Origin of the sequence: Paraclostridium bifermentans (genome assembly GCF_964259345.1) — a bacterium.
Classification (GTDB): Bacteria; Bacillota; Clostridia; order Peptostreptococcales; family Peptostreptococcaceae; genus Paraclostridium; species Paraclostridium bifermentans_B.
On sequence record NZ_CAXVJR010000003.1, the window covers coordinates 406,231 to 419,282 of the forward strand.

Annotated in this window: 15 protein-coding genes; 9 read left to right on the plus strand and 6 right to left on the minus strand. The window is 26.7% G+C overall.

Annotated elements, in window-relative coordinates; translation table 11 throughout:
• Position 1: 1 nt before the first annotated feature.
• Positions 2-757 carry a peptidylprolyl isomerase gene (locus ACEXNK_RS08265; protein WP_373598120.1) on the minus strand — a complete coding sequence of 252 codons (756 nt, stop codon included), beginning with the start codon at positions 755-757 and terminating at the stop codon, positions 2-4.
• Positions 758-1,473: 716 nt separating this feature from the next.
• Here ACEXNK_RS08265 and ACEXNK_RS08270 point away from each other — a divergent pair.
• Positions 1,474-1,731, plus strand: coding sequence for a TIGR03905 family TSCPD domain-containing protein (locus tag ACEXNK_RS08270; protein ID WP_373598119.1), 258 nt, complete (start codon positions 1,474-1,476; stop codon positions 1,729-1,731).
• Between the two features lie 44 nt (positions 1,732-1,775).
• On the opposite strand, the gene ACEXNK_RS08275 is transcribed toward ACEXNK_RS08270, so the two are convergent.
• Entirely contained in the window at positions 1,776-2,228 is a 453-nt protein-coding gene (locus tag ACEXNK_RS08275) for a hypothetical protein (protein WP_373598118.1), read from the minus strand.
• A gap of 343 nt (positions 2,229-2,571) precedes the next feature.
• On the opposite strand from ACEXNK_RS08275, the gene ACEXNK_RS08280 reads away from it, so the two are divergent.
• The 5 genes from ACEXNK_RS08280 to ACEXNK_RS08300 all read left to right on the plus strand — a co-directional run bounded on the left by ACEXNK_RS08280 (position 2,572) and on the right by ACEXNK_RS08300 (position 7,300).
• Positions 2,572-2,760 (plus strand): DUF1858 domain-containing protein, encoded by a 189-nt coding sequence (locus ACEXNK_RS08280; RefSeq protein WP_373598117.1) that lies wholly within the window; start codon positions 2,572-2,574, stop codon positions 2,758-2,760.
• A gap of 140 nt (positions 2,761-2,900) precedes the next feature.
• The gene (locus tag ACEXNK_RS08285) at positions 2,901-4,175 is read left to right on the plus strand and encodes a SulP family inorganic anion transporter (protein WP_373601576.1); all 1,275 of its coding nucleotides are present in this window, start codon (positions 2,901-2,903) and stop codon (positions 4,173-4,175) included.
• A gap of 202 nt (positions 4,176-4,377) precedes the next feature.
• Entirely contained in the window at positions 4,378-4,839 is a 462-nt protein-coding gene (locus tag ACEXNK_RS08290; RefSeq protein ID WP_373598115.1) for a hypothetical protein, read from the plus strand.
• 103 nt (positions 4,840-4,942) lie between these two features.
• Positions 4,943-6,478 carry a glycerol kinase GlpK gene (gene glpK, locus ACEXNK_RS08295; RefSeq protein WP_373598114.1) on the plus strand — a complete coding sequence of 512 codons (1,536 nt, stop codon included), beginning with the start codon at positions 4,943-4,945 and terminating at the stop codon, positions 6,476-6,478.
• A 123-nt stretch (positions 6,479-6,601) separates the two neighbouring features.
• Positions 6,602-7,300, plus strand: coding sequence for a hypothetical protein (locus ACEXNK_RS08300; RefSeq protein WP_373598113.1), 699 nt, complete (start codon positions 6,602-6,604; stop codon positions 7,298-7,300).
• 41 nt (positions 7,301-7,341) lie between these two features.
• Here ACEXNK_RS08300 and ACEXNK_RS08305 read toward each other — a convergent pair whose 3' ends face one another.
• Positions 7,342-8,100, minus strand: a complete 759-nt coding sequence (locus ACEXNK_RS08305) for a hypothetical protein (protein WP_373598112.1) — start codon at positions 8,098-8,100, stop codon at positions 7,342-7,344.
• 195 nt (positions 8,101-8,295) lie between these two features.
• Here ACEXNK_RS08305 and ACEXNK_RS08310 point away from each other — a divergent pair, with 195 nt between their 5' ends.
• The gene (locus tag ACEXNK_RS08310; protein WP_373598111.1) at positions 8,296-8,619 is read left to right on the plus strand and encodes a hypothetical protein; all 324 of its coding nucleotides are present in this window, start codon (positions 8,296-8,298) and stop codon (positions 8,617-8,619) included.
• A gap of 95 nt (positions 8,620-8,714) precedes the next feature.
• On the opposite strand, the gene yaaA is transcribed toward ACEXNK_RS08310, so the two are convergent.
• The gene (yaaA, locus tag ACEXNK_RS08315; protein WP_373598110.1) at positions 8,715-9,488 is read right to left on the minus strand and encodes a peroxide stress protein YaaA; all 774 of its coding nucleotides are present in this window, start codon (positions 9,486-9,488) and stop codon (positions 8,715-8,717) included.
• A 161-nt stretch (positions 9,489-9,649) separates the two neighbouring features.
• Between yaaA and ACEXNK_RS08320 the strand changes: the two genes are divergently transcribed.
• A complete protein-coding gene (locus ACEXNK_RS08320; protein ID WP_373601577.1) occupies positions 9,650-10,342 on the plus strand; it encodes a DUF975 family protein in 693 nt (230 codons plus the stop codon).
• 40 nt (positions 10,343-10,382) lie between these two features.
• On the opposite strand, the gene ACEXNK_RS08325 is transcribed toward ACEXNK_RS08320, so the two are convergent.
• Both ACEXNK_RS08325 and ACEXNK_RS08330 read right to left on the minus strand, forming a co-directional pair.
• Positions 10,383-12,011 carry a carbon starvation CstA family protein gene (locus ACEXNK_RS08325; protein ID WP_373598109.1) on the minus strand — a complete coding sequence of 543 codons (1,629 nt, stop codon included), beginning with the start codon at positions 12,009-12,011 and terminating at the stop codon, positions 10,383-10,385.
• Positions 12,008-12,472, minus strand: coding sequence for a hypothetical protein (locus ACEXNK_RS08330; protein WP_373598108.1), 465 nt, complete (start codon positions 12,470-12,472; stop codon positions 12,008-12,010). Before ACEXNK_RS08330 ends, ACEXNK_RS08325 begins: the two co-directional genes overlap by 4 nt.
• A 212-nt stretch (positions 12,473-12,684) precedes the next feature.
• Here ACEXNK_RS08330 and ACEXNK_RS08335 point away from each other — a divergent pair, with 212 nt between their 5' ends.
• Positions 12,685-13,041, plus strand: a complete 357-nt coding sequence (locus ACEXNK_RS08335) for a GntR family transcriptional regulator (RefSeq protein ID WP_373598107.1) — start codon at positions 12,685-12,687, stop codon at positions 13,039-13,041.
• Positions 13,042-13,052: the final 11 nt, after the last annotated feature.

Genomic DNA, 13,052 nt, shown 5'->3' on the forward strand with positions numbered 1-13,052 from the left:
ATTAGTCGTTTATTTTAACTATATTTTCGTATTTAGATTTTAAATCATTTACTTTTGAAGAATAAACTTCATTTTGTTTTTGATACATTAAGCTCTTAGCTATATCATTTTTAACTTCTTCAAGTTCAGATTGTCCACCTTCATTTTTATCTTCAAGTTTTATTAAGTGATATCCAAATTGAGTTTGAACTGGTCCTCTAACTTCACCTTTGTCCATACTAAATACAGCTTCTTCAAACTCAGGAACCATTTGTCCTCTAGGGAAAGTACCTAAATCACCATCAGCATCTTTAGATGGGCAAGAAGAGTGCTCTCTAGCAGCTTCTTCAAATGAAACTTCATTATTGTTTATTTTATTTAATAACTCATTAGCTTTTTCTTCTGTATCAACTAATATGTGTTTAGCAGAAGCAGATTCAGGCTTAACGAATCTTTCTTTGTTAGCTTCATAGAAGTTAGCTATTTCTTCGTCAGTTAATTTAACTGAAGCTAAAACTTTGTTTATAGCAAATTGCTTTAACATGTTTTCTTCTATTCTTCTCATTTCGTTTTTGAAGTTTTCATCATTATGTAATTCTTCTTCTTTAGCTGCAAGATAGAATAACTCTTGATTAACTAAATCTTCTAATAATCTTTTTTTACCTTCTTCTGTATTAAATTGCATAGCTTGATATGGATCTAAGCTTTTTAAAGCATTTTCAATGTCTAAGTTTGTTATTTCTTTTTCACCTATAGTGGCTAAAACTGTTCTCTCCATGGTATTAACTCCTTTATAATTTGTTTATTTATAGTATTAACTATCAAGATAAATAATATCAAAAAATACTATATATGTCTAATATTTCAAGTATTAATATCGAAGGATCATAAATAGCATTAGTGATGCGTTCATTATACCTACAACACCTTCCTCTAATTTATACTTAGATACTTTGACTATAGATATATACATATAAACACATACTAAAGTTAATTTAAATAGAAACCAAAATATGCTAATTGGCACTATATAGTAACTATAAGAAGAAACTACAAATGTAATTATTGTAAATATCTTATAATAAATTTCTATTTTAGACTCATAAATTTTATTACATTTAATGTTAATTAAATAAATTAAGAGATATGTTGTACAAAGTATTATATAGGACCAGCAAATAGAAGTCGCTAGATTATCAAATTTATTATCAGTTAGAATAACTCCTATAAACCAAAAAATAGTCCAATACATAATAAATAAAATTCTAAACATGTAGTCATATAATTTAACTGAATTATATTTATCAGTTGTATTCAAAATTATCACTTCCTAATATTTAATATATAAAATTATATACATAAATAGTTTTATATATTCAAGTATATATACTTACAATTATAATATAAATTAAAAAAAATTACTAAATATTTACATAATCTAAATTTTTTATAAATAGATATAATAGTAAAATATAAATAATAGGGTGATAGTATATGTATAGATATTACACAACAGGGGTTTGTTCTAAATCAATATTACTAGATTTAGAGGGTGATAAGTTAGTAGATGTTGTTTTTGAAGGTGGGTGTGCAGGGAATCTAATTGGTATTAAAAATTTAATTGAAGGCAAAAGTATAGATGATATTATTGAAATATTTGAAAAGATACCGTGTAAAAATAGAGAAACATCATGCCCAGATCAATTAGCTAATGCATTAAAAATTTATAAAAAGTATGTATTAAATGAATAAAAAAAGCTTCTACAATTTTGTAGAAGCTTTTCCTTCGCATTTAATTATCTAGTTACAACTATAGCTATTTGAGCATCTTTGTTATAACTTACTTGAACTAATTGGTTTTTCTTAACTTTTTCTAAGTCTTCGCCACCATATTTTATTTGTAATTTATCGACTCTCTTACCTTGTTTTATGATAGCTACATATTCTTTTTTACCTTTTTTCTCAAGGCTTATAAGGTTTCCAACAAAAGGTTTAAAGTTTTGGTACTTATCACCTTGTTTTTTAATATAGAAGTAAGTTCCTATAGCAAGTGCTAACACAACTCCAAATAAAACCCATCCATTAACATTTAAAGATAAACCACCAATCCATACAACTAACATTATAATCATAGGAATAATACTTTTCTTTAGTAATAATTTTCCCATTATTTCATTAGCCTTTTTTTCTGGGCCAGTCATTGTTTTTGATCTAGCATATGATTCTGCAAATTTGTCTTTTAAGCTCATATTAATCCTCCTAGATTATCTCAAATTTAAATTATGATAACAAGTCATGCTTGAAATTTAAAATATATTTATATTATGTACAAGTTTCATATTTAAATTTATATTCAAGCAAGTATAAATATATAACATATTTTATCATAAAAGTGTTAAAAAGAAAATAAATGCTACTGTAAAATTTTAACGGAAAATAAAATTTTATAACATAAAATTTACTAATTTATATACTTTGATATAATATTTGTAAGAAATGTAACTTATGTTACAGAAAAAAATTTATAAAGGGTATAATATTAACATATAGTTAAAAACTAAATGCGAACTTTATTGAAAAGGAGAATTTAAAATGAAAATAGATAAAAATACATTAATAGGTGATTTAATAAGTAAAAAACCAGAGGCTGTAAATGTGCTTATGCAATATGAAATGGGATGTTTAGGGTGTCCTTCAGCTCAAATGGAAACTTTAGAGCAAGCTGCATATATACATGGAATAGATTTAGATGAATTACTACAAAAGCTGAATGAAATATAAAAAACATCAAAGATACTTCGGACGTGGAGTATCTTTTTTATTATTTTTAAAAATTATTTTCTTTTATGGGTGGACTTTATTCAAAAATAGGATTAATATATTAAATGTTGCAATAATTAGTTTTGGAGGGAAGTGTTTAAGTGTTACCAAAGTTTTTTACAATGATTAAAAATAATGAATTAACAAAAGAGCAAATAGGTAAAGACGTAGTATCTGGTATTATAGTTGCTATAATAGCTCTTCCTTTATCTATAGCTCTAGCGATTTCGTCGGGAGTGTCTCCGGAAAAAGGACTTATAACTGCTATATTTGCAGGATTTGTAGTATCTTTTTTAGGTGGTAGTAAGGTTCAAATAGGAGGCCCTACAGGAGCATTTGTTGTAATAGTTTATGGAGTAGTTAAAACATATGGAGTAACTGGACTTATAACTGCTACTATGATGGCAGGAATTATATTAGTTATTATGGGATTGCTAAGATTAGGATCTTTAATAAAGTATGTACCACAAACTATAACAGTTGGATTTACAAGTGGTATAGCTGTAACTTTACTTACAACTCAGCTAAAGGACTTCTTTGGTCTTCAAATACAAGATGTTCCAGCTGAATTTATAGAAAAAATAAAAAGCTATATAGAACATATATCTACGTTTGATATAGCATCTTTTATAGTCGGAATAGCGTGTATCTTAATATTAGTTTATTGGCCTAAAATAAACAAAAAGATACCAGCTTCAATAATAGCATTAGTATTATCTACAATAGTTGTTAACTTATTTAACCTACCAGTTGATACTATCGGTTCTAGATTTACAGATATATCATCATCTGTACCTAAGCCACAAATACCAAACATGGATTTAGAAACAATAACAACTTTAATAAAACCAGCATTAACGATAGCTCTATTAGGTGCAATAGAGTCATTATTGTCATGCGTAGTTTCAGATAATATGATAGATGATAAACATGATTCTAATATGGAACTTGTAGCACAGGGACTTGGAAATATAGCATCTTCATTATTTGGAGGAATTCCAGCTACAGGAGCTATAGCGAGAACTGCAGCCAATGTAAAAAGTGGAGGAAGAAGTCCAATAGCAGGTATGGTACATGCTATAACATTATTACTTATAATGGTTATACTTATGCCTATGGCTAAACTTATACCTATGACAACACTTGCGGCTATACTTATAATTGTTTCTTATAATATGGGAGAATGGTCTCATTTTAAAGAATTACTAGGATCAAGTAAGTCAGATGTTATTGTGTTAGTTGTAACATTTACATTTACAGTAGTATTTGATTTAGTTTTCGCAATAGGTGTAGGAATGGTTCTACATTATGTATTAAAATTTGTAAATGATAGAAATGAAAAATCTGATTCAGATGATGAATTAGAAGTAGCATAATAAATTAAAAGGAATTGTCTTAAAGTATAGATTAATTATTTAATCCATATTTTTAGGTAGTTCCTTTTTTGTGCAATGAATTAATTTGTTAAAAGAAGTAATTTGAATATGTAAAGGTTTAATAAAAGTTAATTTGGTAATGAATTTAAAAAGTTATAAAAGGTAATAATAGTGAGTAATATCGATTTTCATGGAGGTTTATATGAAAGATTTATTATCTTTATTATTGTTAGTTTTTATAATAGGAATATTTTTAGTTGGATGTTCAAAAGAAGTAGTAGAAAATAAAAGAGAAGTAGAAAAAATTGTACCAACAGGACTTACAAATGAGATAGGAGAAGGAAATATAATAGTTACGACTCCAATAAGTACTTCTGAAAATGAAACTACACCTACTGTATATGTAGATGAATATAAAGGATTAGCTCAACTTGGATTTCAATCAAAAGGATTTGATGATTCAAGGCTTAGTTATATATATATAGATGGCAAACTTAATACCATAGAAGAATTAGGTGATGTTAATTCTATAACACTAACTATTTGTGAAGATGATTTAAAAGAAGGAATTCATAAAATTGAAGTTATCCAATTTGATAATGATAAAACTGATGGAACACCAGTAACTTATAAAGCTTGTAACTATAAAATAGATAAAAGGTAATTCGTTTAAAAAATAACTTATATTAAAAGCATTGTAGTAGATTTATTTTATTGTTAATATTTACTTGGAGTATAGTTTGAAAAGAAGCTTTAAGGAGATTGATATGGAGAAAAAATACATAATAGCGTTAGACCAAGGAACTACTAGTTCTAGAGCGATTTTATTTGATAAATATGGTAATGTAGTTTCATCGGCACAAAAAGAATTTACACAAATTTATCCAAAGGCTTCTTGGGTAGAACATAACCCTATGGAGATTTGGGGAAGTCAAAGTGGTGTCTTAAGAGAGGTTTTAGAAACTTCATTTGTAAGACCAGATGAAATTGCAGCAATTGGTATAACAAATCAAAGAGAAACTACTATAGTATGGGATAAAAATACAGGAAAACCTGTATATAATGCTATAGTATGGCAGTGTAGAAGAACGGCGGATATTTGTGATAGATTAAAGGAAAAAGGATTAGAACCTATAATAAAAGAAAAAACGGGATTGATACTAGATGCTTATTTTTCAGCCACAAAGATAAATTGGATATTAGAGAATGTAGAAGGTGCAAGAGAAAAAGCAGAAAAAGGTGAATTATTATTTGGAACAGTCGATACATGGTTAATATGGAATTTAACTAGAGGAAAGGTTCATGTTACAGATTACTCAAATGCATCTAGAACTATGTTATATAATATAAAAGATCTAAAATGGGATGAAGATATATTAAAAGAATTAAATATACCTAAAAGTATGTTACCAGAAGTTAGACCGTCTAGTGAGGTTTATGGATATACTGATGAAGAAATGCTAGCAGGTGCAAAGATACCTATAGCAGGATGTGCAGGAGATCAACAAGCTGCTTTATTTGGTCAAACTTGCTTTGAAAAGGGAAGTGTGAAAAACACTTATGGAACAGGTTGCTTTTTACTTATGAATACGGGAGATAAAGTTGTTGAATCTAAAAATGGATTATTAACTACAATAGCTTGGGGTGTAAATGGAAAAGTTAACTATGCATTAGAAGGTAGTATATTTGTAGGTGGAGCTTCTATACAGTGGTTAAGAGATGAAATAAGACTTATATATGATTCAGGGCAATCAGAATATTACGCTAGCCAAGTTGAAGATACTAATGGTGTATATGTGGTTCCAGCATTTACAGGTCTTGGAGCACCTTATTGGGATATGTATGCACGAGGAGCTATATTTGGATTAACTAGAGGAGCAAAAAGAGGTCATATAGTTAGAGCGACACTAGAATCTATAGCTTATCAAACTAAAGATGTACTAAATGCTATGCAAGAAGATTCATCAATAGATTTAAAATGCCTTAGAGTAGATGGTGGAGCAAGTGCTAATAACTTTTTAATGAAATTTCAGTCGGATATATTAAACATTAATATAGATAGACCAAAGGTTATAGAAACAACTGCTTTAGGGGCAGCATATCTTGCAGGGCTTGCAGTAGGATTTTATAAAAGTATAGATGAAATAAAAGAAAAGTGGGAAATTGAGAAAGAATTTGAACCAAGTATGGACGAAAGAAAAAGGGCTATTTTGTACAAAGGGTGGAAAAGAGCTGTTGAAAGAAGTCTTTTATGGGCTAAAGAAGATGAAGAACTAAAAGAAGAATTAAATAGAATTAATTAATAAAAAAAGAGCTTTTGCTCTTTTTTTGTATATATTTTATGAATATGAACAATATTTCCATATATAGGAGCATATAATTTTATGGATACATATTATATAGTAAAAATGTATGGAGGTGTACATATGCAAAAACTAAAATCCATTTTCATGATTTTAATTATTAATACATTAATGATGGTAGGTTGTACTAACGATGAAGATTTAGAAAAAAATGATATGAATTCAGGGAACAATACTAATACAGAAGTTGTAAATAAATTAGATGAATTAGATGAAAAAGAGGAAGATGATATAAAGGAAACAGACCAAATAGAAAATCAAAATAGTACGAAAGATGAAGAGGAAGATATAGAGACTGAAAAAGATGAAAAAGATGAAATTAATAAAGAAGATGATGATATAAATGAAACAAAACAAGTTGATATTCAACTTGTAACTATGGATGTGCATACTAGTGAGTCTATACCATTAGGGAATGTAAGTATAGATAAAAATAATGACATTGAAGAAAATTTAGAAATAGTTATAGATAAAATATCAGAATTGAAATTTGATGATGCGCCAATAGAACTTTTAAAGATAGAAAATAATATAGCATATATAGATATAAGAGAAAGTGATGATAAAAATTACTGGAGTTCTAATTATTTCCAAGGAAGTACAGGAGCTAGCATAACTAGTTTTACATTAGTTGAAAATATACTTCAAAGAAATTATCAAGGCGAATGGATTGATGGTATATATTTTAGTTATGAAGGAAAAACAGACATAGAATTTGATCATTTAGATATGGACTTTTTTGGTAATGTAATAAGTAGATAATATTAAAAGGGGCTAGATTTAAATATAGCCCCCTAAATTACTTATTTAATTAAACTTTTATTAATTAATTTAAAACCTTGATTGTTTATTAATTCATCAATTAATTCGTCTGAATTATATTTACAGTAATTCATTATACAATTTTTAGTATCATCTTCTAACTTATCAAATTCGTTATACACATCAAATGTAGCAGATATTTTAGTCATATCATCTCTTAGCTTATCAAGATCAACTAACATATGAGCATAATCAAAACTAAGCTCTTTGTTTACTATCATGTCGGCTATTACCTCTAATAATTCTTCTTTATTTTCAAAATTTATAACTACCGATTCATTTTTATATTTATTATTTAGATTATATAGCTCATCTGAAAATATATCTAATTTATTATTTACAAAATCTATAAAACCTTCTTGGCTAAATAGTTTTTGAATATCATCTATTAATGCTGTATTCATATGATCTTCCCAAAGAAGAAGTGAGAATTTATTATAGTTAGAATCTACTATAGGTTCGCCTTTATAATTTTCAAAACGTGGATGAACTCTATTATGGTACTTAGCTATAGAAACCCTAAATAAATTACCTTCATGTCCTTTAGGAATGCAGTTTACTATAAACTCGTCCATATCACTTCCTAGATACACCTTTTCTTTTAAAAGTAACTCTTTAGATTTTTTAAAGTTATCTTTAGAAAAGTTTATATTTTCATTATTTCTAGCTATTTGTAATATCATTTCTTTATATATATTATCTATTATATTATTTAACTCTTTAGTGTAATCATATTTCATAGTCTGAAACCTCCAAATTTTAAGTCTTTTAGTATATACCCTAAAAATTTATATATAATCTTTAAAAAATAAAATTCAAATACTATATAACTTAAATTATAAAACAAATTATAAATAAAATATATATTAGAATAATAATGTGTAAAAAAGCAAAAATTAACTATATAAAAATATATATTAAATAAAGGTGATAAATTGGACAAAAGAATAAGAGGTGTATTTCTTGTATTAACTTTATGTGTAATCTTACTATCAAAAATAGATAATATAAGCTTACATAAAAGTCAAAAGTTTAATGTTAATAGTAATATAAGAACTTCTTTAGTTAGAGAAATTCAAAAAGATACAAGGTATAGATGGAGCAGGTATGATAGCAGTAAATGGGTAGATAGTTATAAAATTTTAAATATAAAAAAGTTAGATTATAAAACTTATGATATCAGTGTAGAGTTTTTGCTAAATGACACAATAGGGAAAAAATATAAAATAAATGACACTTTTATTGTAAACATAAAATAAAAACATGCCTTAAAAGTTATAGTGAATTTAAGGCATGTTTAAAGTTGTTATATAAAAATAGCTTTAATGACATATTACTAAGATAAAGATAACTTTTACCTAGTAAATATAAAGTTATTGTTATCAGAAAGATCTGTATTAAACTTATAGCCATCATATGTAAAGTCTTTCAATACATCAACATTATCGATTTTATTTTTTATTATATATCTAGTTAAATATCCTCTAGCTTTTTTTGAGTAAAGTCCTATAACTTTATAAGAATTAGTATTTTCTCTAAAATCTTTAAATTCAACATTAACAATATTAAAATTTTTGTATAGATATTTAATATCTATAGCTTTGATATATTCATTAGAAGCTAAATTAACTAAAGTTTTATCATTACAGTTATTAAGCTCATTGAATAAATAAGCAGTTATTTTTTCTTTCCAAAATTTATATAAATCATTTCCACATTCGCTTTTTAACTTAGCTTTCATCTCGAGTCTATATGCTTGTATTAAATCTAATGGTTTTAATACTCCATATAGACCTGATAAAATTCTTAAATGATTATTTGCAAATTCAAAATCACTATTATCAAAATCATCTACATTTATACAATCAAAAACTTGTCCGTCGAAAGCTAAAATAGCTTGTAAGTAATCACTTTTATAAGTTTTTAATAATTTATATCTATCAAAATTCAAATTTGTTAACTCTTCGCTTAAATTCATAAGAGAACTTATTTCATTTTTATTTAAAGATTTTAATATATCTATAAGTATATCAGTTTCTTTAGCAAAGTAAGGATTTGATGATTTTAAGCTTATATTTATATTTTTATCAAAATTCATAGTTGTTGCTGGAGAAATTATTGTTATCATTACATCACCTCGATATTAGTTTATATAGAGTATATACCAACTATACATGATATTTAATTACAAAAATATAACATTTTATATTATTTATGTAATTTTATAATAAAGAAACATACAATGTATATAAAGGGGAAAGGGAGGAGATTAAAATTAATAGAAAAGAAATTAAGGAATTATCTAAAAGTCAGTTAAAAGGTCATTGGAAAATACCTGTATTATTAACTTTAGCATATTCGATATTAGTTTATATTACAGGAATGTTTCAAAATGAATCATCATCGTTAACTACAATAATAGTAAGTTTTATATTGACTATGGCTGTATCTATATGGGCTACTGTAGGTTTACCTAGATTTTATCTAGAGTTTATAGATACTGATGGCAATGCAAACTTTAGAGATGTATTAGTTACAAAAAAAGCATTATTAAAATCATTAATATACAATATAATTATTATGCTTATTTCTTTTATACTAATATTTGTAAGCATGTTTGCATTTGCAGGTATAGGAGCAACACTGATTTTTACAGAAGGAAGTATGTCTTTATATACTGTACTTATTATAGCTATAGTTAGCTTGATTGTATTAGTTTTTATAATATTTGCATTAGCTGTAGCACAAGTTCCATATTTAATAATAGAACATGAAGAATTAGGAACATTAGAAGCTATGAGTTTAAGCATGAAAATGATGAAAGGATATAAAACTAAATTATTTATATTGCAATTGAGCTTTATAGGATGGGCTATTCTTTGTTTATTTACATTAGGTATAGGATTTTTCTGGTTAGAACCATATATATTTGTAGCACAAACTAATTTTTATAGAATGTTAAGTATAGATAATATAAAATAAATAAAAAAGGATGTATCTAATTAGATACATCCTTTTTTATTTATTTATTGGGAGCTTTATTATCTTTACTATTTTTAATAAAATTAAGAGCTTCTTTAATAAGTATAAGAGCTAACACTAATAGTAAAACTGCGATTATTACTAATGCATAGTTAACTCCTATATTTGCCTTTATATTAAAGCAAAGAGATACTATAGTAACTATAAACATAAACACTATAGGTATAATAAACTCTTTAAATCCTCTATTAGAATTATAAAGCCATATAGCTATTGCCATTAAAGCGATTGCAGCCAACAATTGGTTTGCAGAACCAAATATCGGCCATATTTTTTCATAGCCCATAACAGCTAATAATCCAGAACAAACAACTGTAATTGATGTAGATACATACATATTAGTAAGTGGATTTTTCTTAGCTGATTCTTTAGGGTTAAGATCGTTAGTGTCAAAGAATTCTTGGAATATAAATCGACCAAGTCTTGTAGCTGTATCTAAAGATGTAAGGGCAAATGCAGATATTGCAAGAGATGTAAAAGTTTTTCCTGCCTCAAATGGTATACCAAAAGATACCATAAAGTTTGCAATACCTTCAGAGAATACATTTACAGGTCCACCATTTCCTAATAAGTTTCCAAACTGTTTATTAGATATATAAGCAACAGTTATAAGTGCAACTATGGCAAGTAAACCTTCTACAAGCATAGCACCATAACCTATTTTTTTAGCATCAGATTCTTTGTATAATTGCTTTGAAGAAGTACCAGAACCGACAAGAGAGTGGAATCCTGATATTGCACCACAAGCTACAGTTACGAATAAAACAGGGAATAAATATTGACCATTTACATTGAATCCAACAAAACCATCCATTTGAATTTCAGGTCTTAATATAACTATACCTAAAAGAGCTCCAATTATCATTGCGTATAATAAATATGAATTTAAATAATCTCTAGGTTGAAGTAATATCCAAACTGGAGTAACAGAAGCTATAAAAATGTATATCATAAGTAATACTATCCAAGTTTGTTTACTTAAAGCTATAGGGAATAAAAATCCTAAATAAATACAACCAAATAGTAGTATTACTCCTATAATAGTTGCTGGAAATAAAGGCATTTTAAATCTATAAACAGCAATACCGAATATTATTGCAAGTATCATAAAAAATATAGAAGCACTAGCAGCTTGAGGAGTAGAAACAAAGTTATCAGCAACTATATTTGCAAAAGCTGCAACGACTAAAACTAATGTTAACCAAGCGAATAATGCAAATAGTTTTTTACCTCTTTTACCCATATTAAATTCTATTATTTCACCTATAGACTTTCCTTCGTGTCTAATAGATGCAAATAAAGAACCAAAATCCTGAACTCCACCGAAGAATATACTACCGATTAAAACCCAAAGAGCAACAGGTATCCAACCAAATATAGCAGCTTGTATAGGACCTACTATAGGTCCAGCACCTGCGATAGATGCAAAATGATGACCAAGTAAAACTGGAGACTTAGCAGGGACATAATCTATACCATCATATTTTGTATGAGCTGGAGTTTTTCGACTATCATCAATTCCCCATTTCTTTGCTAAATACCCACCATAACATACATAACCTATAAATAAAACAACAGCACTAACCAAAAGTAAGGTCAATGAATTCATAATAAAACCTCCTTATAAAAATGGATAATATCTTTTGAATCAGAATTATAAATAAACTCATTTGTTAGTTGATCAAATAATATTAATCTTAAAGAAGAGTAGCCTTTAAGACCAAACATATAGCTTTTTCTTTTTTTGATTTTAGGAATTTGTTTTTTTAGATTAATGTCTATGTTATTTGAAGATAGGAATAATGTTATTGTTGTAGACATGTGATTTTCATCTGTTTGTACAATATTTTTCATCGCATAATCGGAAAATGGAAGTAAGTTTTTTTCAAGATAATCTTTTGATATGTAATCTAATTCTTTTGCGAATACATACTCTCTATTGTCATAAGAAAAAATAACCTTTTTCTTACTTAGAAAGTATTTAGAGTTAGTTAGTATATATTCTCCCATGAAATCAAACTTATAATCACTTATTTTATAGTTATCATATATATTAAATTGATTTTTCATGGAGTTTTTAAGTTTATCTAAAATAATAGCACCTCCTTACATTGTTTACATAAATATTAGTACTTTAATATTAAAAATTCAATCTTTAAATATATTTATATATAAAAATAAAGTTTAGGTAAAAAGTTAAACTTGACTTAAAGGGTGTATTACATCTATAATACACTTAGAAGTGTACTACTGATATAGTACAGTAATACGGAGGTGATAATATGAATTTTATGCCAAACGATAAAGAACCAGTATATATTCAAATCATAAGATACATAAAACAACAAGTTGTAAGAGGTGATTTACAACCTGGAGATAGTATACCATCTAGAAGAGAGATGGCTGTAAATATAAAGGTGAATCCAAATACTGTTCAAAAAGCATATAAGGAGATGGAAGATATGGGGATAATTACAACACAAAGAAACTATCAAAGTAATATAACTACAGATGAAGACCTTATAAATAAAATAAAAGAAGATTTAATAAACGAATCTATGGATGCATTTATACAAAGCATGAAGGCGATAAATGTGAATAAGAAAGAAATTATAGAAATAATAAACGATAGATACTAGGAGGTGGGGTT